The following is a 19839-nucleotide window of genomic DNA, read 5'->3' on the forward strand; positions in this document are numbered from 1 at the left end:
GTCAGCGGATCGTCACGTCGTCGGCCGAGAGGGCGAAAAAGCTTCCGTTGGCGCAACGGACGCGAAGGCGCGCGCGGCGGGTTGGCTCGATGTCGCCGGGAATCGTCACCGTCGCCCGACCCTTGTTCGCGACCGACCGGGCGAGCGGTGCATCGAGGAACGAGGCGCCACCATCCACCGACAGATGGATGTCGACCCTGGCGCAGCGGATAGGCGCATCCGTCGTGCCGGCGACGTTCCAGCGGACCTGCCGCGGCGCCCCGCGCTTCAGCGTCGCCCCGGCGACCGGCGCCAGCATTTCGAACGCCTCGCCCGTGTCGACGACGCGCACGTGGCGCTCGGCGCCGACCACGTGGGAGCGATGGTCCATGTTGTCGCGGACGGTCAGGCGAAACCGCATGTCGCGGTCGCTCTTCGGCAGCACGTCGCCCAGTTCCTTCGGCTCGTCGCCAAGCAGCACGGCCATCGCGGGAAACGTCTGCTCGCCGGACGGGTCGGGCGCGCGGGCGCGGAAGAGCGGGCCGACGCCGACGTCCGCCAGAGGCTGATCGATCCGTTGCTCGTTGCCGTGATCCATCTGTTCGAAGGTATAGGTGAGACGGGCGCCCGGATCGGCGAACGATGCGCTGCCACGAAGCGTGAACGGCGTTCGTGCCGGCACGAAGAGCGGGTTCCGCCAGCCGTTCGTGTCGATCACCGGCGTGAGCGACGTGTTGGCGCGCGTGGCGGCGCATTCGCCGCCCACGGTCGCCAGCCAGCGCTGCATCTGCTCGATGCTCGCGGCATGGAAATACGGGTCGGAGTGTTTCTGCAGGTTGTGGGCGCCGCAGATGCCCGCATAGCCCATGATGGTCGAACCGCTGCCCGGTTCGAACGCCGACGTGGGATCGCCCCGGAAGCAGCCGTTGAACGTGTGGTGGGCACCGAACTGGTGGCCCAGTTCGTGTGCCACGAAGTCGACATGGAAAGGGTCGCCGAAGGGGCGCGCGCTGCCGGTCATGCCCGCGGCTTTCGACAGATGCCGCCGGGCGGGATCGCCCGACCACGGAACGCAGGTATTGCCAAGCGCACCCGCCTCGCCGGCGTTGCGCCGACCGTCCAGCACGTGGCCGACATCGAAGTTCGCATCGCCGACCTTCTCGCGCGCGACCTCCACATGTCGCGCAAGAATCTGGGACGACTCCGTCCCGGCGGCTTCGTAGGGATCGTCGCCGGCGGTGGTGAAGACGAGACGGTCCGATTGCTCCGCGAGCACGAAATGGACACCGACGTCGTTCTCGAAGATCTCGTTGATGCGATTCACCGTGCGCACGACGCCCGCGAGACCGTCTTCGACGGTACCGCCCATATGAGCCGTGTACGACGACGACGCCCCCATGGCGATGCGGAACGTGCGGAGGACGGCCGGGCCCGCCGTCGTGCCGCGTGCCGACATGGGAGGCGCGGCCATCGGCCCGAGCGTGGTGGGCTCGGGTTCGGACCACGCCTGCCGTGTGGCGTCGGCTTTCCGGAACACGGCGTGGCGGACAGCTCGCCCCGTAGCGCGCATCGCGCTTTCGGGACGCACGATCCAATCGCCGCCGGCATCGCGGACGGCGGCGTGCACGCCATCGGGCCCGATATCGAGCCGCACCTTGCGGCCCGTCGCGTCCACGCCCTTCAGGCTCTGGAGCCGGGGATACCGCGCCGCCAGCGCGTCGGGCAATACGCCGGCATCTTCGAGGCGGAACGTCGTGCTGCCGCCGTCCGGCAGAGGAAGCTCCAGTTTCTCGGGCGGTGCCGTCGACGCGCCGCGCATCGTGACGTCGAGCCGCGTGCGATCGAGCAGGACGGCGCGATGCCGCGACGGAAGATCGGTGTCGGCCCCTCGCGCCGTCGCCGACGCGGCGGAGGGCGAGGCGTCGCGCCAGAGGTCGGCGGCGGCGGCGTCCATGGTGGCCGTGCCGAGGCACGCGGCGATAGCGAGGGCAAGGGGAGAGGAAGTACGCATGATCGGCCTTTCTGGTCGTGCTGACGGCGGTTGCCGGGGTGCCGTCATGAGGCCAGAACGAACCCGATGTCTTCTGTAGGTATTCCCCTCTTGGCGCGTCAGTTCGTAACGCGAGTCGATACGGTGAAGTCGGACCTGGACACGGCGAAAAAGGGACGCCAGTCGCAGCTAAGCCGCAGGCGGGCCTGATCGGTCGCTACGTCGTCGGGCAACGCGACGGTGGCTTCGCCGTCGTTTGGCTCGTCGTCCGCCAGTCGTCGCCAGGCGAGCCCACCGTCGACCGAAAGATCGACGTGCACGAAGTGACACGAGATCGGCGGTCGATCGGTGTCCGCCACGTCCCAGCGCAAGGCCATGCGCTCGCCGGCGACGGCCATGGCGGGGAAATCCAGCAGGGCGAAGGCTCGGCCCGTGTCGACGACGCGAACGCGGGCGTCGGCATGGCTGACCATCGCGTCGTCGCCGCCGTTATCCCGCACGGTGAGGCGAAAATCGAGCGTGCGCGATGTCTCGGGAAGCCGTTCGCCGGCCGTGGGCCGTTCGTGCCCGAGCAACGTCGCCATGCGCGGAAAGACGCGACGTCCCGACGGCGACGGAGGAAAGGAGCGGAACAGGATGCCGCTGCCGCTGGCGGGGTCGCCCCAGCGGCGATCGGCGGCATCCATCTGCTCCCACGTGTACGTCAGTCGTCTGCCAGGCGCCCCCGTGGCCGTCGCCTCCAGCGCGAAGGGCGTGCGTGCGGGAATGACCGGGACCTCGCCGAGCTGGCGTGGATCGATCCACGGTGCCGGCGACGCGCTCAGTCGTCGCGTGGCGCAGGCGCCGCCACGCGACGCCAGCCAGTCGTGCATCTGCGCGATGCTGGCCGCGTGGAAATAACGGTCCGCGTGGTTCTGCAACGTCGCTTCCGCGCGGCAGGTGGCGGATGCGTAGCCCATCGCGGTGCTTCCGCTGCCGGGCTCCACCGCGCGGTCGTCGAGCGTATCGTCCTGGCAACCCGCTGCCGTGGGCCACGCACCCAGCTGGCGACCGAGCACGTGCAGCATGAAGTCGAGCGCGCGTGGCGAACCGGCGGGCGCGTCGTCGCCACTCCATGCGGCCGCCTTGTGGTCCGGCTCCGGCTGGCGCGTCGTCGCGTCGACGCACGAGGTGCCTACCTCGCTCTCGCCACCGGCGTCGTCGAGCAGCGCGTGACCGATGTCGTAGTTCGCGCGGCCGATGACGCGTTCGATCAGGTGGCTGGCGGTCGGCACGGGATCGCCCCGCAGGAACGGGTCGCGAGCCGATCGGGTAAGGATGAGCCGATCGTTGTCGTCCACGAGAGTGAAATGCACGCCGACGTCGGTTTCGAATACCTCGTTCGCCCGATTGACGAGGTGCGCCACTTCGGCGAGCGCGCTGTCGACGGTGCCGCCGGCTTTCGCGGTGTAACGGCTTCCCGTCGCGACCGCGAGGCGGAAGTCGTAGCGGATCGTGCCGCCGCCGCGTGACGTCGCGCGCGGCGTGCCGGCCGTGGGCACGCGGTCCCGGTCGGGCGTGCGGTACGGCGATGGGCGCGCGGAGACCGCGTCCGTGTTCGTCTCCGGAAGCGTGGCGGCGGCCCGGAGCGCAGCCCATTCCGTTTCGGTGACGGCCCGCAGCGCGAGGTTGCGCGCACCGTCGCGCAGGCTCATGCGCAGCCCGCCGGGCGAAAGGTCCAGCCGGACGGTCCGGCCATCGGCGTCTTCGCCGCGAAAACTGCGCAAGCCGGGGTGGCGCGCGGCGAGAGGCGCGGGCAGGGTGCCCGAATCGCGCATCGTGAATCGACCGATGCCGTGGCCGGTCGGAAGGTCCACGGTGGCGGCGGCGGACATATCGTCCAGCGGCAGGCGTCGCAGCGCCTGCGTGAGCGCGGCCAGGGTGCCGGCCGGGTGCGCGGGTGCGGCGCCGGCGACGACGAGGAGCCATGCCCCCAGAAGTGGTGATCGGTGCATGTCGAATCCTTCGTGGCGAGCGGACGGACGAGCGTACGCATCCGAACGGCGCCGAAATGCAGGTGCGCACGTCATCGACAGGGTGGTCGGGGATATCACTGCATGTCGCAATGCATCACACCGATGAAGGCGGAGCCCGCATGGCGCGGTGCTAACATGGCCGCTTGCGCATGGCCCGACAAGGCCCGCCAGCCCTCCCTCCCGTTATCACGTCCCACAGGATCCCATGGCCATTTCCGAGGAACTGAGGCAAGCCGCTCTCGAATACCACCGTCTTCCCCGTCCGGGAAAGATCAAGGTCACGCCGACGACCTCGCTGCTGACACAGCGCGACCTGTCGCTGGCCTACTCGCCCGGCGTCGCGGCGGCGTGCGACGCGATCGTCGCGGATCCGCGCGAAGCGGCCGAGCTGACGGCGCGCTCGAACCTCGTCGCCGTCATCTCGAACGGCACCGCCGTCCTGGGCCTCGGCAACATCGGTGCGCTGGCGAGCAAGCCGGTGATGGAAGGCAAGGGTGTGCTGTTCCAGAAGTTCGCGGGCATCGACGTCTTCGACATCGAGATCAACGAGAACGATCCGGACAAGCTGGTCGACATCATCGCCAGCCTCGAGCCGACCTTCGGCGGCATCAACCTGGAAGACATCAAGGCACCCGAGTGCTTCATCGTGGAGCGCAAGCTGCGCGAGCGCATGAAGATCCCGGTGTTCCACGACGACCAGCACGGCACGGCGATCATCGTCGGCGCGGCGGTGCTCAACGCGCTGCTCGTCACCGGCAAGAAGATCGAGGACGTGAAACTCGCCACCACCGGCATGGGCGCCGCGGGCATCTCATGCGTCGACATGCTGGTGACGCTGGGCATGCGCAAGGAGAACATCCTCGCATTCGATCGCGACGGCGTGCTGCACACCGGCCGTACCGATCTCGATCCGGACAAGCAGCGCTACGCGCGCGAGACGGACAAGCGGACGCTCGCCGAGATCGTCGAGGGCGCCGACATCTTCCTGGGGTTGTCCGCCGGCGGCATCCTGAAGCCCGAGATGGTCGCCACGATGGCCGAGCGTCCGATCATCTTCGCGCTGGCGAATCCGAATCCGGAGATCCTGCCGGAGGACGCCAAGGCCGTGCGTCCCGACTGCATCATGGCGACGGGCCGCTCGGACTACCCGAACCAGGTCAACAACGCCCTCTGCTTCCCCTACCTGTTCCGCGGCGCGCTCGACGTCGGCGCGTCGGTGATCAACGAGGCGATGAAGGTCGCCTGCGTGAACGCGATCGCCGAGCTCGCACGTCGCGAGTCGTCGGACGTCAGCGCGCGCGCCTACGGCGGTAAGCCGCCGAGCTTCGGCGCCGAGTACCTCATTCCGCAGCCGTTCGATCCGCGCCTGCTGATCCAGCTGCCGCCCGCCATCGCGAAGGCGGCCATGGACTCGGGCGTCGCCGAACGCCCCATCGAGGATTTCCCGGCCTACATCGAGAAACTCACCAGCTTCGTCTTCCGCACGGGCCTGCTGATGAAGCCGGTGTTCGATCGTGCGAAGGCCGATCCCAAGCGCGTCGTCTACGCCGAGGGCGAAGAAGAGACCGTGCTGCGCGCGGTGCAGACCGTGGTCGACGAGGGTCTCGCGCGCCCGATCCTCGTCGGTCGTCCCGACGTCATCGAAAAGCGCATCGTGCGTGCCGGCCTGCGCCTGAAGCCCGGCATCGACTTCGAGATGTGCAACATCCACTCGGATCCGCGATTCGAAGACTACTGGCGCCTCTATCACTCGATCATGGAACGCCGCGGCGTCACCCCGGCGTCGGCCAAGGCCGTGGTGCGCTCGCGCCCGACGGTGATCGCGGCGCTGATGGTCGAACGCGGCGAAGCCGACGCGATGATCTGCGGCCTGGTGGGTACCTACCAGAGCAAGCTCGACTACATCTGCGACATCATCGGACTGGACGAGGGCATCGCCGAGGCCTCCGCCATGGCGGCGGTCGCCACGGAAAAGGGCACGTTCTTCTTCCTCGACACCTACGTGCAGGAAGACCCGACGGCCGAGCAGATCGCCGAAGCGACGCTCCAGGCGTCCATCCGCCTGAAGCTGTTCGGCATCCAGCCGAAGATCGCCCTGCTGTCGAATTCCAACTTCGGCAGCCGCGAGACGCGCAATTCCCGGAAGATGCGCGAGGCGCTGAAGCTCATCCGCGAGCGCGTGCCCAAGCTCGAGGTCGAAGGCGAAATGCAGGCCGACGTGGCCCTGACCCCCGAATTGCGCGAGCGGATCTTCCCGAACTCGCGGCTCGAGGGTAAGGCCAACGTGTTCGTGTTCCCGAACCTGGATGCGGCCAATACGGCCTACAACATGGTTCGCGTGCTCTGCGACGGCGTGGTCATCGGCCCGATCCTGATGGGCGTGGCCAAGCCGGCCCACATCCTGACGCCGCAGGCCACCGTGCGCCGTGTGGTCAATATGACCTCGGTCGCGTGCGTCGAGGCGCAGATCCGCGCCGGCAAGCCCCGCACGGTCGTCACCGACTGAGTCGCGGCACGGTCACCGCCAGCGGCCTGGCTCCCACCAAGGCGCGACCTGGTGGGAGCCAGGCCGCTGGCGATCCGGCGAGGCCGGCGCGCTGGCTCGGGTACCACGTTTAAATCGATCCAATCCCGCCCATACCGAGGCGTACTGGGAAACCTTGCGCTATCATGGAAAGGTTTTCCCGCCACCCCAGCGGCTCTTTTAGTCCCCATGAGCGCGCGTCACGCGCGAGCGGAGCATCCATGGACCAGATCGACGATTCCCTGAATCAGGACCTCGACCCCACCGAAACCCGTGAATGGGTCGAGTCGCTCAACGCCGTCATCAACCATGACGGTACCGAGCGTGCGCACTTCCTGCTGGAGCGCATGGTCGACTCCACGCGGCGTGCCGGCGGCTACCTGCCGTTCGACCCGACCACGGAGTACGTGAACACCATCCCGCCGCACATGGAAGCGCGCAGCCCGGGCGACGCCGCCCTCGAGTGGCGCATCCGCTCGCTGATCCGCTGGAACGCGATGGCGACGGTCGTCCGTGCGAACCGCAAGCCGGGCGACCTCGGCGGCCACATCTCCAGCTTCGCGTCGTCGGCCACGCTCTACGACGTGGGCTTCAACCATTTCTGGCGCGCGCCGAGCGCCGACCATCCGGGCGACCTCGTCTTCCACCAGGGCCATTCGGCGCCGGGCGTGTACGCCCGCTCGTTCCTCGAAGGCCGCATCTCGGAAGACCAGCTCAACCTCTTCCGCATGGAAGTGGAAGGCAAGGGCCAGGGCCTCTCGTCGTATCCGCACCCGTACCTGATGCCGGATTACTGGCAGGTGCCGACCGTCTCCATGGGCCTCGGCCCGATCCAGGCGATCTACCAGGCGCAGTTCTGGAAATACCTGGAGCACCGCGGCCTGATGCCGAAGACCGATCGCAAGATCTGGTGCTTCATGGGCGACGGCGAGTCGGACGAGCCGGAATCGCTGGGCGCGATCGCGCTCGCGGGTCGCGAAGGCCTCGACAACCTCATCTTCGTCATCAACTGCAACCTCCAGCGCCTCGATGGCCCGGTGCGCGGCAACGGCAAGATCATCCAGGAACTCGAAGGCGTGTTCCGCGGTGCCGGCTGGAACGCGATCAAGGTCGTCTGGGGCAGTTACTGGGATCCGCTCCTCGCCCGTGACACCTCGGGCAAGCTGCGCCAGCTGATGATGGAAACCGTCGACGGCGAATACCAGGCCTGCAAGGCCTTCGGTGGCGCCTATACGCGCGAGCATTTCTTCGGCAAGTACCCGGAGACGGCGGCGCTCGTCGCCAACATGTCGGACGACGACGTGTGGCGTCTCAACCGCGGTGGCCACGACCCGCACAAGGTGTACGCGGCCTACCACGCGGCGGTGAACACCACCGGCATGCCGACCGTGATCCTCGCCAAGACCGTGAAGGGCTACGGCATGGGTACGGCCGGCGAGTCGCAGAACCCGGCGCACAACACCAAGAAGATGGACGACGAAGCGATCCGCGCGTTCCGCGACCGCTTCAACATCCCGGTGCCAGACGACAAGCTCGGCGAGGTGCCGTTCTATCACCCGGGCAAGGACTCCGAAGAAGTCCAGTACATGCTCGAGCGCCGTCGTGCGCTCGGCGGTTCGCTGCCGCAGCGTCGCCGCAAGGCCGACCAGGCGTTCAAGGCGCCGACGCTGGAGGCCTTCGAGCAGATCACCAAGGGCACTGGTGATCGCGAGATCTCCACCACCATGGCGCTCGTTCGCGGCATGAACCTCATGCTTCGCGACAAGGAACTCGGCCCGCGCCTCGTCCCGATCGTCGCCGACGAAGCACGCACGTTCGGCATGGAAGGCATGTTCCGCCAGATCGGCATCTACGCGCCGTTCGGTCAGAAGTACCGTCCGCAGGATGCCGACCAGCTGCTGTACTACCGCGAAGACCAGAAGGGTCAGGTGCTGCAGGAAGGCATCAGCGAAGCCGGCGGCATGAGCGCCTGGCTCGCGGCGGCTACCAGCTACAGCGTCAGCAACGTCGCGATGCTGCCGTTCTTCATCTATTACTCGATGTTCGGTTTCCAGCGCATCGGCGACCTGTGCTGGGCGGCGGGCGACATGCGCGCGCGCGGCTTCCTGATCGGTGGCACGTCGGGCCGTACCACGCTCAACGGCGAAGGCCTGCAGCACGAAGACGGCCACTCGCACCTGCTTTCCGGCGCGATCCCGAACGTCGTATCGTACGACCCGACGTTCTCTTACGAGCTCGCGGTGATCCTGCAGGACGGCACGCGCCGCATGATGCAGGAGCAGGAAGACGTCTACTACTACATCACGGTGATGAACGAGAACTATGCCCATCCCGACCTGCCGAAGGGCAGCGAGGAAGGCATCGTCAAGGGCATGTACCTGTTCAAGGACGGCGGCAAGGCGAAGAAGAACGAGCCGCGCGTGCAGCTGATGGGTTCGGGCACGATTCTCCGCGAAGTCATCGCGGCCGCCGAGCTGCTCGAGAAGGACTTCGGCGTCACGTCCGACATCTGGTCCGTGCCGAGCTTCTCGGAAGTCCGTCGCGAAGGCTTCGACGCCGAGCGCTGGAACCGCCTGCATCCGGAAAGCACGCAGCGCGTGCCGTACGTCACGGGCCTGCTCGCCGACCGTCAGGGTCCGGCGATCGCGGCCACCGACTACGTGCGTGAGTTCGCCGACCAGATCCGTGCGTTCATGCCCGATGGCATGCGCTACACGGCGCTGGGTACCGACGGCTACGGCCGCAGCGACACGCGTGCGAACCTGCGCAGCCACTTCGAGGTCGATCGCTACTGGATCGCCCAGGCCGCGCTCGCGGCCCTCGCGAAGGAAGGCAAGGTCAACGCGAAGGACGTGAGCCGTGCGATCAAGGAATACAAGCTCGACATGGACAAGCCGAACCCGATGACGGTGTAACCATCGGCACGCGGTGACGACGAAGGCCGGAGCGATCCGGCCTTCGTCGTTTCCGCATCACGCATCGTCGATGCGTTGGCTGCTATTCCTGTCGTCAGCATCCGCACCCACGGACACCCGAACCATGCGCATCCTCCTGCTGGCAACGCTTGCCCTCGCCCTGTCCGCCTGCGCTACCGCGCCCCGCGAGCACGGATCGCGGGCGCGGCTTCTCTACATCGCCGCGGCGAAGGCGCCATGCACCACCGGGGTGTTGAAAACGGAATGCCTGCAGTTCCGCGAGCAGCCGACCGACCCGTGGCAGCTGACCTACGCGCCCATCGAAGGCTTCGAATGGAAGCCGGGCAACGAGTACCTGCTGAAGATCACCGAGGTGCATGCCAGTAACGCACCAGCCGACGCGTCGCGCGTGACGTGGCACGTGGACAAGGTGGTGGAGCAGCACCCGGTGCCGTGAGGCTCAGAGGTCCACGGTGAGGGTGAGCGGTTCGGACGAGCGGCTGCGCGGTTGCGCGGCGCCGCGCGACCGGACTTCCGCATGCACGCGAACCTCGCCGTGCAGTCGACGCAGCTCGCTCATCGCGACTTCGACATCGATGTTGCCGACCGTCGACAGGTGTCCGGCCATCGGCGCGACCGCGACGAGATCCGTTTCGCCGAGAGGGCTTCCGGCGACGATCGTCACCCTGTCGCCTTCGTGGAACGCGTAAGGGCCCACCCGGAAGACGAGCGTCGCATCGGCGGAACCCGGCACGTCGTCGACACGAAGCCGATGGTCCGGATGCCCCGGTAGCGTCGGTGCCGGCAATTCGTCGTCCGCCGGTAGGCACTCGTCACGCATGGGTCCATCCTCCACGAAATCGCACGACAACATCGTCATGCTCAGCGTATGCGCGACGCCCTCCACAACCCATAGCGCCTAGGTTGTAGGTGCTCATACGCGGAATCGGCACGTCGGCCGACGGTGCGAACAGCACGTACAAACGACGTCACGCAAAAAAAAGCCGGGATCGCTCCCGGCTCGACCCTGCCCTGCAGCAGGCTTCAATCGTCGTCGCGCAGTGCGTGACGAATCAGGAGGAACGTTCCGATCGCCGCCGCGGCGATGCCAATGGTCACGCCCGGATTGCGACGGACCTGCTTGCGCAGCTTGCGATACTGATACGTGGCCTCGTCGGCGAAGTCTTCGGCGAGGTAACGGGCGCGCTGCCCATTGCCCTTGCGTGCGAGCTTACCGGTGACGCGCCTGCTGCGATCGAGCAGGTCCTGGCCCACGCCAGTGGCTTCGTCGGCGTAATGACGAACGCGCCCGGATACACCGTTGACGGCGCTCTCGACCTGGCGCGCGAATTCGCGATTTCTGTTCATCGGACGGCTCCCTTCAAGCGGCTCTGACGAGGGCCGACTTTGCGTTCGGTGCCGTGATCGCGATGTAAATGCGGGGCCGTGGGTTGAGCGGGCATTCAGCGTGCGAACGCGTACTCGCCGCCTTTCGCCAGCGCGGCCCGATAGGCCGGCCGTGCATGGATGCGCTCCAGGAACGCGACGAGGCGTGGGCGTGAGCCGTCGAGACCTCCCCGGCTCGCGGCGGCCTCGAGCGGAAAACTCATCTGGATATCGGCGCCGGTGAGTTCGTCGCCGGCGAACCAGCCGGAGTCGCCGATCTGCCCCTCGAGGTAATCGAGATGCAGCTTCAGCTGCGGATCCACGAAGGATGCCTGCGCGCCCCGCGCCAGCATGCGCGCGATGGGCTTCGCGAAGAACGGTACAGGGGCGCTCTCCATGCGCGTGAACACGAGCTTCAACAGCAGTTGCGGCATCGCGGAGCCTTCCGCGTAATGCATGAAATAGCGGTAACGCAACGCGGCGTCCGTTCCCGTCGCCGGCTTCAGGCGCCCCTCGCCGTAACGATCGATGAGGTACTCCACGATCGCGCCCGACTCCGCGAGCGTCGCGTCGCCGTCGACGAGCACGGGCGACTTGCCCAGCGGGTGCACGGCCCGCAGGGCCTTCGGTGCCAGCATCGTCTTCGGATCGCGTTCGTAGCGCACGATCTCGTAGGGAAGGCCGAGTTCTTCCAGCAGCCAGAGCACGCGCTGCGAACGCGAGTTGTTGAGGTGATGGACGACGATCATGGGCCGGCTCTCTTTCGCGACTGAGCCGGCAGGGTAGGGCCTGCTCACACCGTTTGCATAGCCCGCGTCGCAAACCGTGTGAAGAGGCCCTGACAGGTGGCGATCACGTCGCCGTCGTCAGCGACTCCTGGAGTTTTTTCACCTGCTCCGGAAAGGCCTTGCCTTCGGCGGCCGTGACCGCCGCGACCACCTTCTTCGCGTCGGCATCGCGGCTCAGCGCCCGCAGCGCCTTCACCTGATAGGTCGCGACCGTGAGGCGGTTCGCGCCGTACGCCTTCTTCGCCGCGGCTTCGAGGTAGGGCAGGCCTTCGGCCGCCTTGCCGCCTTCGACGAGTCGACGACCGCGGCGGTAGTTGTAGACGTAGTCGTCGGGCCAGGCGGCGATCAGCTCCTTCTCGAGGGTGTCGAGCTCGTCGGTCGCCCTGGCGCGGACGAGGTACACGCGGAGATTGTCGGCGAGGTTGCGGTCGCTCTTCAGGTCGCCGTGCAGCTTCTCGCGGCTGAGGTCGATCGCCTTGCGCAGCACGGCCGTCTCGCCAGCCGTGTCGCCGAGTGCGGCATAGAGGTCGGCGGCGGTCAGCACCGCGCTGCGCTGGTCGGCGCACGCGGGCTGTGCCGTGAAGACCTGCGTGGCGAGATACGTGTCGTACGGTGCTTTCTGTGGCGCGAGCAGCGAGCGACGCGCATCGGCGGCCTGCGATCCGGTGGCGCCGATCAGGTCGTCGAGGACGTAAGGGCGCTCGCAGCCGATGTTGCCCGCGAGCACCTTCGTCGCGGCATCGACGATGCCCTTGTCGTCTTTCGCATCCTTCGCCTGCAACAGCAGCAGGCGCTGTTTCGCGAGCGCCACGCGTTTGTCCTTGTCGGAAACGTTCCGGACCATCGGTGGCAGCGTGTCGAACCAGCCCATGCCTTCCTTGCCCGCATAGCGCAGCTGATAGGTGTCCAGTACATCGGCGACCGCGGCGAGCGAACCCTTCGCCGCATCGGCCTTCTGTTTCGAGAGGCGAGCGTCGCCCGACAGGACGCCGCCGATTTCCCGGTAGAACGCGTCGCGCGGACGCTCGGCGAGGATGCGCCCGAGTTCCTCGCCGTCGGGACCGATCGCGAGGTACGTCGGCAGGAAGTGCACGTTGAGCTTCGTCATCCACGCCTTGTCGGCCGGCTTGTCGGCATCGGCTTCGTAGAACACGACCTTGCGGTTGAGGTCGTCCCACTCCTTGCCGTTGAGCACGTGGCTCGCCATGAAATAGCACGAGTAACACCACACCGCCTGGAAGTCGATCAGCACCGGTTTGTTCTCGCGCTTGCCCTGGGCGAGCGCGGCATCGATGCTGGCGGGCGACGACCCGTGCGCGGCGTGGGCCGGCGCGACGAGCAAGAAAAGGACGGCGACGAGCAGGCGCTTCATGGCGGACGTTCCTCCCCCTTCAGAGGTATAGACGTCCAATCAATATCACGTTTCCGACGCCGTGTCAGATCGTGCCGCTGGCGCCCTCCACGGGCTCCGGGTCGGAGACCAGTCCCTGCCGGCGGCGCAGGGAAGGAAACCACCACATCCACAGGCCCACCACGACCAGCGTGCCGATACCGCCCAGCAGGGTGGCGTTGACCGCGCCCATGGCCGCGGCGAGCAGGCCGGACTCGAATTCGCCGAGCTGGTTGGAGGTGTTCACGAAGATCGCGTTGACCGCGCTGACGCGGCCGCGCATGTCGTCGGGCGTCTCCAGCTGCACCAGCGCGCCGCGGATCACCATGCTGACCATGTCGAAAGCCCCGAGGGCGAACAGCGCGCCGACCGATAGCCAGAGGTTGGTGGACGCGCCGAACACGAGCGTGGCCACGCCGAAACCGGCCACCGAGGCGAACATGATCGCTCCGACACGCCGTTCGAGCGAATGGCGGGTCAGCCACAGGGACATCAGCAGGGCGCCGACGGCCGGCGCGGCACGCAGGACGCCCAGGCCCCACGGGCCGGTGTGCAGGATGTCCCTGGCGAAGATCGGCAGCAGCGCGGTGGCGCCGCCCAGGAGCACGGCGAAGAGATCCAGCGAGATCACACCGAACACGGCGGGACGATGCCGGATGAAATGCACGCCGGCGAAGAGGGTCTTCAGCGTGGCGGGTTCGCGTCGCGGCGGGATGTGGTCGTAGGCGAGGCGCGACATCAGCACCAGCGCCACGAGGTAGAGCACCGCCGAGGTGCCGTAGACCGTGGCGGCCCCCGCGACATAGAGCAGGCCACCGAGCGCGGGGCCCGCGATCATGGCGGCCTGTCCGGCCGCCGCGTTGGCCGCCATGGCGCGTGGCAGGACCTTAGCGGGAACGAGAGCCGGCAGCATCGACTGCAGGGCCGGGAATTCGAAGGCCTTGGCGACGCTGACCATGAAGACGAGCGCGAGGATACCGGCCTCGTTCAGGTGGCCGGTGATGCTGAAGACGGCGAGCAGTGCGATCGCGATCCACTCGACCGCCTGGCAGACGGTGACGATGCGGCGCCGGTCGAACTGGTCCGCCACGTGACCGGCGGGCAGCGCAAGCAGCACCGAAGGCACGAACTGCACGAGACCGATGAGGCCGAGGTCGAACGCGCGGTGCGTGATCTCGTAGACCTGCCAGCCCACGGCCACCGACATCATCTGGAATCCGAAGCTGGACGCGTTCTTGGCGAACCAGAACTGCACGAAGGCGCGGTAGCGAAGCAGCGAGTCCGCTTCGGGCGAGGATGACGGCATGGACGGTCCTTGAGGCGATTCTCAATTTTACGCCCGAAGTGGCCGTGGTCCCCAAATTGATCGCGATCGCCCTATCGGCGAAGCTAGGCACTTTCCTGCCGGGGGCTCGCAAGATCATGCGTCGTATCGCCATTCTCATCGCCACCGCCGGCCTTGCCGCCGCCTGTTCGTCGCCCCAGAACCCGCAGGCCGCGCAGGCTCCCGCCGAGAACAACCAGGCCGACGAGGCGGCGAAAAAGCTCGAGACGTATCAGCAGCTGATCAAGCTGCACAACGACGGCCCCGCGGTGCAGCTGGGGCACGAGATCGTCGATCGCTATCCGGACACGCCGGCGGCCGCGGAGGTGAAGAAGACCCTCGATGGCCTCGAAACGAATTACAAGGCGACCACCGAGACGAACCGGCTCGCGGCCTTGTGGCTCTACCAGACCTCGCCCATGCAGGGCGGCACGCAGAGCACCGCCACCATTCAGTCGAGCCGCCCGACGGGAGAGCAGACGGTTCGGCTGATCCTGCGCCGCCATACCGACTGGGGGCAGAGCGTGTTCCTCTACGCCACCACGGGCAAGGGGTTCGTATGCAAGGGCGACTGCTCGCTGAAGGCGACGTTCGACGGCAAGCCGAAGACGCTGAAGGCCTTCCGCCCGCCGACCGGCGAGCCCGCGCTGCTGTTCCGCAACGATGCCCAGTTCCTGAAGGACCTGGCGAAAACGAAGCGGCTGACCATCGACGTGGTGACGATCAGTCGCGGCGAAACGACGCTCACGTTCGAGACGGGCGGCTTCGCTCCGGACAAATGGACGGCGTTGCCGAAGAAGAAGTGACCGCCCCGGCGGTCAGTGGAGAAACAACTTCTCGGTGATCCGCGTCAGCGGCCATTCGAGCATCGCGTTCATCTTCGGCGGAAGGTCCAGCGGACGCAGCAACATCTTCACCGTCATCTCGGCGGGGATGTGCCGCTTCAGCAGGCCTTCGGCGCGCGACGTGACGCGGCGGAACTCCGCGTCGTCGTGGGCCTTTTCCGGATAGCGGACGTTGAACACGTGGCGCAGCGCGATGTCGCTGTCTTCGTTCTTGATCTCGCCGAGACGCTTGATCAGCGTGCGCAGCGTGCTGAACCGGCTGATGCCGTCGCGCTGCCGATAGATGCGGAAGTGCTGGTAGAAGTGCTTGTAATGACGCACCTCGTCGCCCTTGATGAGGTTGGTCAGCTCGCGCAGCACGGGCTCGTCCGTCACCTCGTTCAGTGCGCGATACAGGCTCGCGGTACCGGTCTCCACCACGCAACGCGCCGCCAGTTCGAGGCCGCGGTTCGGCTCCAGCTCGTCGGGCGTGCAGACCGAGCCGTAGTGCGCGAAGAAATTGCGGAAGCCCGTATCCCAGTCGAAATCCGGCCACACGTGGCGCACGTAAGCGGCCAGCGCGCGGCCGTGCTGCATTTCTTCGTGCTCCCAGTGATCGCGGAGCCAGCCCTGCAACTCGTCGTCGCCCGCGAAATGGTCGACGAGATTATGGGTGTACAGATCCGAGCCGCTTTCGACGAACGACGAGCTGCACAGAAGGAGGAAGAGGTCTTCGTTGGTCCTGACCTTCTCGACGTCGATCCGCGAGAGGTCCAGTTTTTCGAGCGTCCATGGCAAGGTGGCGGCATAGCTCACTGCGGGTGTTCCTCGATCGCTTTGTCGTGTCGCCCCCGGGGGCAATGACCGGATTGTGACAAAGGCGGGGCGTCAGCGCACCACGGTCACCGGCACATGGGCCCTGGCGAGGAGATCGATGGACGTCGATCCCACCAGCCAGCGGGCCAGTGCCCCGCGCTCGGAGTGGCCGATGACGATGTGATCGACGCCATGCCGGGCGACATACGAGAGCAGCGCGTCGCCGGGACTGCCCTGGACCAGGTCGACGTCCACGACGACGCCGGCAGGCGCCCCCAGCGCCTCGACCTCCCGCTCGAGACCCGCCCGCCGCTCGGCGAGGTTGTCCATCATCAGCAGGGCGGACACGTCGGCACCGTTGTCCAGCTGCTCTACGCGGAGCACGTGCACCCCGGCACCGGAGCAGGCCGCCAGATCCACGGCGAAGCGGTACGCGCGCCGGGCGGTATCGGAGCCGTCGTAGCCAACCAGGATGCTCTTGGGCATGGCGCGTCCTTCGATGGGGAGTGGGGATGGGCCGATCTTAGGCCCGGGCGCCCCTGGAGCGCGAGACGCTCACGACCCTCCCACCAAGCCGCCCCGTGGCTGAACGGGCGGAGCCCTCGTCCGGCTTTCTTCACATTCGTGAGTGGAGAATCCGCTTCGCAATCCGTTGCCCACCTACAAGCAGGGAGATTACAGACATGATCAAGCGCATCACCGGTATCGCCGCCCTCGTCCTGGCCTCGGCTGGCGCCTTCGCCGCCCAGCCGGCAGCCGCCGCGGAAGCCTCGACCAAGTGCCACATGACCTTCAGCACGACGGGCTGGGCGGCGATCTACAAGAAGGCCGACGGTCGCGGTCACGTGCGCTGCGATAACGGTCAGAGCGCCGACGTGATCATCCACGTGCGCGGCGGTGGCCTGACGGCTGGCAAGTTCAGCATCGAGGGCGGCAAGGGCGAGTTCACCAACGTCAAGGGCATTTCGGAGATCTACGGCGAGTACGCCAGCGGCGGTGCGAACGCCGGTGTGGTCAAGAGCGCGGAGAGCGCCGCGATGACCAAGGGCGAGGTGTCGCTCGCCGTCACGGGCACGGGCCGCGGTTTCAACCTCGGCGTCGACCTCAGCAAGTTCGAGATCGAGCGGCTCGGCAAGTAATCGCGACCTTCAGGCCGCGAAGCGAAAGGCGCCCGTTCGGGCGCCTTTCTTTTTGTACACTCGTCCGATCCACTCCCGCGAGGTTTCCCCATGCGTCGCCTGCTCAGTCTCATCGCGCTTTCCCTCGTCACCGTTTCCGCCTGGGCCGCCGGCCCCGCGGTCGGCGACAAGGCCCCCGATTTCCGCCTCCAGGACCAGAAGGGCGACTGGCACACCCTCGAGACGCACAAGGGCAAGTGGCTGGTGCTCTACTTCTATCCGAAGGATTTCACGGCCGGCTGCACCACCGAAGTCTGCACCTACCGCGACGACACGGTGAAGCTGCACAAGGCCGGTGCCGTCGTGCTGGGCGTCAGCCTCGACGACGTCAAGTCGCACGCGGAGTTCGCGGAGAAGTACCACGTGCCGTTCCCGCTGCTTTCCGACGCCGATAGTGCGGTGGCCCAGAAGTACGACGTGCTCAGCTCGATGGCCGGACACAAGTACGCCCGTCGCGAGACGTTCCTGATCGACCCGCAGGGCAAGATCGTCAAGGTCTACAAGGATGTCGATCCCGAGAAGAACTCGGGTCAGGTGCTCGCCGACATCGCGGCGCTCAAGAAGGCGGGCGCCTGATCGTGTCCCGTGGCTTCCGGGGCGCTCAGCCCTCCCGTCCCTTCGCGCCGTGGCGCATCGTCGTGTGGCTGATGATGCTGCTCGCGGCGGTGGGCTTCGTCATCCACGCGTTCGCCGCGGTCGTCAGCGCGGGCGCCATCGGCTCGATGAGCGCCGAGGCGATCGCCGCCGGCGGGCCAGATCCGCGCGTGCAGCTGGCCTGGGCGCTCGTCTACGCGACGGCGACCTTCGTCGTCATGGCCGTGGCCCTCGGCACGCTGCGCTGGCGCGAATGGGGCCGCCGGGCCATCCGCGCCGTGGCGCTGGTCCTGATCGTCTGGTTCGCCTGGACGGCCTGGGTCGAATTCCGCCAGTGGCAGCAGGTCGGCGTCGTCCTCGGGCAGGCCGGCCTCCCGCCGGACGAACTCGCCGAATGGGCGCGTCGCCGGAGCATCCTGCTCGTGGGCGCGCTGCTCAAGCTCGTGTCGATCCCGATCCTGGGCTGGCTCGCCTGGGCGGTGGGCAGCGTGAGGGTGCGCCAGCAATTCGCGCGCACGCTGTGAACGTTCAGCCGGCATTTGCCCGTCGGCCGGTATCGAAGGGCTTTCCCGGGGAACCGTCCATGACCGCACGCCTGCTCGTCCTCGCTATCATCCTGGGCGCCACCGGCCGCGTTGCCGCCCAGGACCTCTCCACCACGTGCCGCGTGGCGAGCACTTACGATCTGACCGTCAAACCGGATGCGCTGCTGTTCGACCGGGCGGAAGGCGCGCCGCGCAACGTGTCCATGCACGACGGTGCGTTGCGTGCCGACGGGAGCGCGGTGAACCTCCGACCGGACGACCAGGACCGCGTGGCGCTGTTCGAAAGCCGTGTCCGCGCGCTGGTGCCGAGGGTCAAGGCAGTCGCCAACGATGGCGTGGACCTCGCCGCGCGCGCCGTGCGCGACGAAGCGGCCACGGCGGCGCCGAACGCCCTCGCCAGCGGCGAACTCGATCGCACGCTCAACGCCCGGGTGGCGGACATCAAGCGCCGTATCGCCGCGAGCCAGAGCACTCGTGACTGGCAGGAAGACGCGATGCGCGCCTATGCGCAGGAAATCGTCGCCGACGTCGGGCCGCTCCTGACCCAGGACGTGGGTAGCGAGGCGATGCAACTGGCGATGAGCGGCGACCTGCAGGGGGCCGCGGCGTTGCGCGACCGGGTCGCGTCGGTGTCGACGGGTGGCCAGGCCCGCGTGATCGCCAAGCTTCAGGCCGCGCTCAAGCCGCGTATCGAAGCCCTGTGCCCGTCGATTCGGGAGCTCGTGGATCTGCAGTCGGGGCTGAAGGATGGCGCCGGCCGGCCGTTACAGCTCTTCGAAGCAGGCGGATGACCGTGCGCTGACCGGAATCCCCTACGTTTAGGGGCGGCTAAGTGCCACGGGTCTAAGGTCCGTCCCATGGAACGCACATCGACCCGAGTCGTAAATGGCCTGATCAGGCGAGTGATTGCGGACCGCGACCTTTATCGGCAAGCCGCGCGCGGTGTCCGTGAACCCGGCCTCAAGGCCATCCTCGAAGAATCGGCAGACGCCCTGACCGCCATCGCCGGCGACCTGCAGCTGCAGGTGACGTCGACCGGTGCCCGGCCGGCGACCGCTGGCGGCCCGCTGAGCGGCGTCAGGCGCACGATGATGGAGGCGTCGGTCAAGCTGTCGCACGACCCCGATGTCACCTACATCCGCACGCTGGAGCAGATGGAGCGACGTCTGCTAGACGCCTTCCTGAAGCTGGAAGCCAGCTCGGGCGATCGCGCGCTGGTGGGTCGGCACATCGCGCGCTTGCGCCTCCTGCATCTGGACATGACCCAGCTCGGCGGCGCCGCCGGCCGCTGAGCGGTTACGCGGCGTAGCGCATCGCGGTCAGCGTCCGTTTCAGGCAGGCGTCGGCGATCACCCGAACATCCTGCAGGGTCATCAGCGTCTCGCGATCCGCGAAGAAGTTGGCGAAGGAGATCGCTTCGGCGGCGTCGCGTCGCGTGGCGATCTGCATGCCTTCCCGGAATATTCCCCACGCGCCGCCGACATCGGCGATGTAGTACTCGATCGTGTCGCTTTCCAAGAGAATCGTCCTGTCGTATGGGGATTCGGACGACAGCATGTCGGAGCAAAGGC

The 19839-nt window shown here is 67.3% G+C and carries 19 protein-coding genes; 9 read left to right on the forward strand and 10 right to left on the reverse strand.

Going from position 1 to position 19839, the window contains the following annotated elements; translation table 11 throughout:
* Position 1: 1 nt before the first annotated feature.
* Both BMX32_RS16805 and BMX32_RS16810 read right to left on the reverse strand, forming a co-directional pair.
* Entirely contained in the window at positions 2-1990 is a 1989-nt protein-coding gene (locus tag BMX32_RS16805) for a reprolysin-like metallopeptidase (protein WP_170843719.1), read from the reverse strand.
* A 98-nt stretch (positions 1991-2088) separates the two neighbouring features.
* Positions 2089-3963, reverse strand: a complete 1875-nt coding sequence (locus BMX32_RS16810; protein WP_170843720.1) for a reprolysin-like metallopeptidase — start codon at positions 3961-3963, stop codon at positions 2089-2091.
* Positions 3964-4189: 226 nt separating this feature from the next.
* Between BMX32_RS16810 and BMX32_RS16815 the strand changes: the two genes are divergently transcribed.
* The 3 genes from BMX32_RS16815 (at position 4190) to BMX32_RS16825 (ending at position 9880) form a co-directional block, all read left to right on the forward strand.
* A complete protein-coding gene (locus tag BMX32_RS16815) occupies positions 4190-6490 on the forward strand; it encodes an NADP-dependent malic enzyme (protein ID WP_089980961.1) in 2301 nt (766 codons plus the stop codon).
* Positions 6491-6729: 239 nt separating this feature from the next.
* Positions 6730-9423: a pyruvate dehydrogenase (acetyl-transferring), homodimeric type gene (aceE, locus tag BMX32_RS16820; RefSeq protein WP_089980962.1), complete on the forward strand. Its 2694-nt coding sequence runs from the start codon at positions 6730-6732 to the stop codon at positions 9421-9423.
* 124 nt (positions 9424-9547) lie between these two features.
* Entirely contained in the window at positions 9548-9880 is a 333-nt protein-coding gene (locus BMX32_RS16825) for a DUF4377 domain-containing protein (RefSeq protein WP_170843721.1), read from the forward strand.
* 3 nt (positions 9881-9883) lie between these two features.
* On the opposite strand, the gene BMX32_RS16830 is transcribed toward BMX32_RS16825, so the two are convergent.
* The 5 genes from BMX32_RS16830 to BMX32_RS16850 form a co-directional block, all read right to left on the reverse strand.
* Positions 9884-10264, reverse strand: a complete 381-nt coding sequence (locus tag BMX32_RS16830; RefSeq protein WP_139206775.1) for a hypothetical protein — start codon at positions 10262-10264, stop codon at positions 9884-9886.
* A 203-nt stretch (positions 10265-10467) separates the two neighbouring features.
* Positions 10468-10791 carry a hypothetical protein gene (locus BMX32_RS16835; protein WP_089980965.1) on the reverse strand — a complete coding sequence of 108 codons (324 nt, stop codon included), beginning with the start codon at positions 10789-10791 and terminating at the stop codon, positions 10468-10470.
* Between the two features lie 95 nt (positions 10792-10886).
* Positions 10887-11558, reverse strand: coding sequence for a glutathione S-transferase (locus BMX32_RS16840; RefSeq protein WP_089980966.1), 672 nt, complete (start codon positions 11556-11558; stop codon positions 10887-10889).
* A gap of 103 nt (positions 11559-11661) precedes the next feature.
* A complete protein-coding gene (locus tag BMX32_RS16845) occupies positions 11662-12969 on the reverse strand; it encodes a thioredoxin family protein (RefSeq protein ID WP_089980967.1) in 1308 nt (435 codons plus the stop codon).
* A gap of 64 nt (positions 12970-13033) precedes the next feature.
* On the reverse strand, positions 13034-14293 hold the full coding sequence (locus BMX32_RS16850) for an MFS transporter (protein ID WP_089980968.1): 1260 nt from the start codon (positions 14291-14293) through the stop codon (positions 13034-13036).
* A 116-nt stretch (positions 14294-14409) separates the two neighbouring features.
* Here BMX32_RS16850 and BMX32_RS16855 point away from each other — a divergent pair, with 116 nt between their 5' ends.
* On the forward strand, positions 14410-15117 hold the full coding sequence (locus BMX32_RS16855; protein ID WP_089981242.1) for a hypothetical protein: 708 nt from the start codon (positions 14410-14412) through the stop codon (positions 15115-15117).
* A 12-nt stretch (positions 15118-15129) separates the two neighbouring features.
* Here the strand turns inward: BMX32_RS16855 and BMX32_RS16860 are convergent, their stop codons facing one another.
* Both BMX32_RS16860 and BMX32_RS16865 read right to left on the reverse strand, forming a co-directional pair.
* Positions 15130-15951 carry a ferritin-like domain-containing protein gene (locus BMX32_RS16860; RefSeq protein ID WP_089980969.1) on the reverse strand — a complete coding sequence of 274 codons (822 nt, stop codon included), beginning with the start codon at positions 15949-15951 and terminating at the stop codon, positions 15130-15132.
* A 72-nt stretch (positions 15952-16023) separates the two neighbouring features.
* A complete protein-coding gene (locus BMX32_RS16865; RefSeq protein WP_089980970.1) occupies positions 16024-16437 on the reverse strand; it encodes a universal stress protein in 414 nt (137 codons plus the stop codon).
* 197 nt (positions 16438-16634) lie between these two features.
* On the opposite strand from BMX32_RS16865, the gene BMX32_RS16870 reads away from it, so the two are divergent.
* The 5 genes from BMX32_RS16870 to BMX32_RS16890 all read left to right on the forward strand — a co-directional run bounded on the left by BMX32_RS16870 (position 16635) and on the right by BMX32_RS16890 (position 19560).
* Positions 16635-17090: a hypothetical protein gene (locus tag BMX32_RS16870; RefSeq protein WP_089980971.1), complete on the forward strand. Its 456-nt coding sequence runs from the start codon at positions 16635-16637 to the stop codon at positions 17088-17090.
* A 90-nt stretch (positions 17091-17180) separates the two neighbouring features.
* Entirely contained in the window at positions 17181-17705 is a 525-nt protein-coding gene (locus BMX32_RS16875) for a peroxiredoxin (protein WP_089980972.1), read from the forward strand.
* Positions 17706-17707: 2 nt separating this feature from the next.
* Entirely contained in the window at positions 17708-18247 is a 540-nt protein-coding gene (locus BMX32_RS16880; RefSeq protein ID WP_089980973.1) for a hypothetical protein, read from the forward strand.
* 59 nt (positions 18248-18306) lie between these two features.
* Positions 18307-19059 carry a DUF2884 family protein gene (locus BMX32_RS16885; RefSeq protein ID WP_089980975.1) on the forward strand — a complete coding sequence of 251 codons (753 nt, stop codon included), beginning with the start codon at positions 18307-18309 and terminating at the stop codon, positions 19057-19059.
* Positions 19060-19125: 66 nt separating this feature from the next.
* Entirely contained in the window at positions 19126-19560 is a 435-nt protein-coding gene (locus tag BMX32_RS16890) for a PA2169 family four-helix-bundle protein (RefSeq protein ID WP_089980977.1), read from the forward strand.
* 4 nt (positions 19561-19564) lie between these two features.
* Here BMX32_RS16890 and BMX32_RS16895 read toward each other — a convergent pair whose 3' ends face one another.
* Positions 19565-19786: a hypothetical protein gene (locus tag BMX32_RS16895; protein ID WP_089980980.1), complete on the reverse strand. Its 222-nt coding sequence runs from the start codon at positions 19784-19786 to the stop codon at positions 19565-19567.
* Positions 19787-19839: the final 53 nt, after the last annotated feature.

Source organism: Luteibacter sp. UNCMF331Sha3.1 (genome assembly GCF_900109915.1).
Taxonomy (GTDB): domain Bacteria; phylum Pseudomonadota; class Gammaproteobacteria; order Xanthomonadales; family Rhodanobacteraceae; genus Luteibacter.

Excerpts from the sequence above, each read along its gene's own strand:
- BMX32_RS16840 (WP_089980966.1), bottom strand. The coding sequence starts at position 11,558 with ATGATCGTCGTCCATCACCTCAACAACTCGCGTTCGCAGCGCGTGCTC.
- BMX32_RS16810 (WP_170843720.1), bottom strand. The coding sequence starts at position 3,963 with ATGCACCGATCACCACTTCTGGGGGCATGGCTCCTCGTCGTCGCCGGC.
- BMX32_RS16850 (WP_089980968.1), bottom strand. The coding sequence starts at position 14,293 with ATGCCGTCATCCTCGCCCGAAGCGGACTCGCTGCTTCGCTACCGCGCC.
- BMX32_RS16885 (WP_089980975.1), top strand. The coding sequence starts at position 18,307 with ATGACCGCACGCCTGCTCGTCCTCGCTATCATCCTGGGCGCCACCGGC.
- BMX32_RS16845 (WP_089980967.1), bottom strand. The coding sequence starts at position 12,969 with ATGAAGCGCCTGCTCGTCGCCGTCCTTTTCTTGCTCGTCGCGCCGGCC.
- BMX32_RS16875 (WP_089980972.1), top strand. The coding sequence starts at position 17,181 with ATGCGTCGCCTGCTCAGTCTCATCGCGCTTTCCCTCGTCACCGTTTCC.
- BMX32_RS16870 (WP_089980971.1), top strand. The coding sequence starts at position 16,635 with ATGATCAAGCGCATCACCGGTATCGCCGCCCTCGTCCTGGCCTCGGCT.
- BMX32_RS16835 (WP_089980965.1), bottom strand. The coding sequence starts at position 10,791 with ATGAACAGAAATCGCGAATTCGCGCGCCAGGTCGAGAGCGCCGTCAAC.
- BMX32_RS16830 (WP_139206775.1), bottom strand. The coding sequence starts at position 10,264 with ATGCGTGACGAGTGCCTACCGGCGGACGACGAATTGCCGGCACCGACG.
- BMX32_RS16865 (WP_089980970.1), bottom strand. The coding sequence starts at position 16,437 with ATGCCCAAGAGCATCCTGGTTGGCTACGACGGCTCCGATACCGCCCGG.
- BMX32_RS16855 (WP_089981242.1), top strand. The coding sequence starts at position 14,410 with ATGCGTCGTATCGCCATTCTCATCGCCACCGCCGGCCTTGCCGCCGCC.
- BMX32_RS16805 (WP_170843719.1), bottom strand. The coding sequence starts at position 1,990 with ATGCGTACTTCCTCTCCCCTTGCCCTCGCTATCGCCGCGTGCCTCGGC.
- BMX32_RS16825 (WP_170843721.1), top strand. The coding sequence starts at position 9,548 with ATGCGCATCCTCCTGCTGGCAACGCTTGCCCTCGCCCTGTCCGCCTGC.
- aceE (WP_089980962.1), top strand. The coding sequence starts at position 6,730 with ATGGACCAGATCGACGATTCCCTGAATCAGGACCTCGACCCCACCGAA.
- BMX32_RS16815 (WP_089980961.1), top strand. The coding sequence starts at position 4,190 with ATGGCCATTTCCGAGGAACTGAGGCAAGCCGCTCTCGAATACCACCGT.
- BMX32_RS16890 (WP_089980977.1), top strand. The coding sequence starts at position 19,126 with ATGGAACGCACATCGACCCGAGTCGTAAATGGCCTGATCAGGCGAGTG.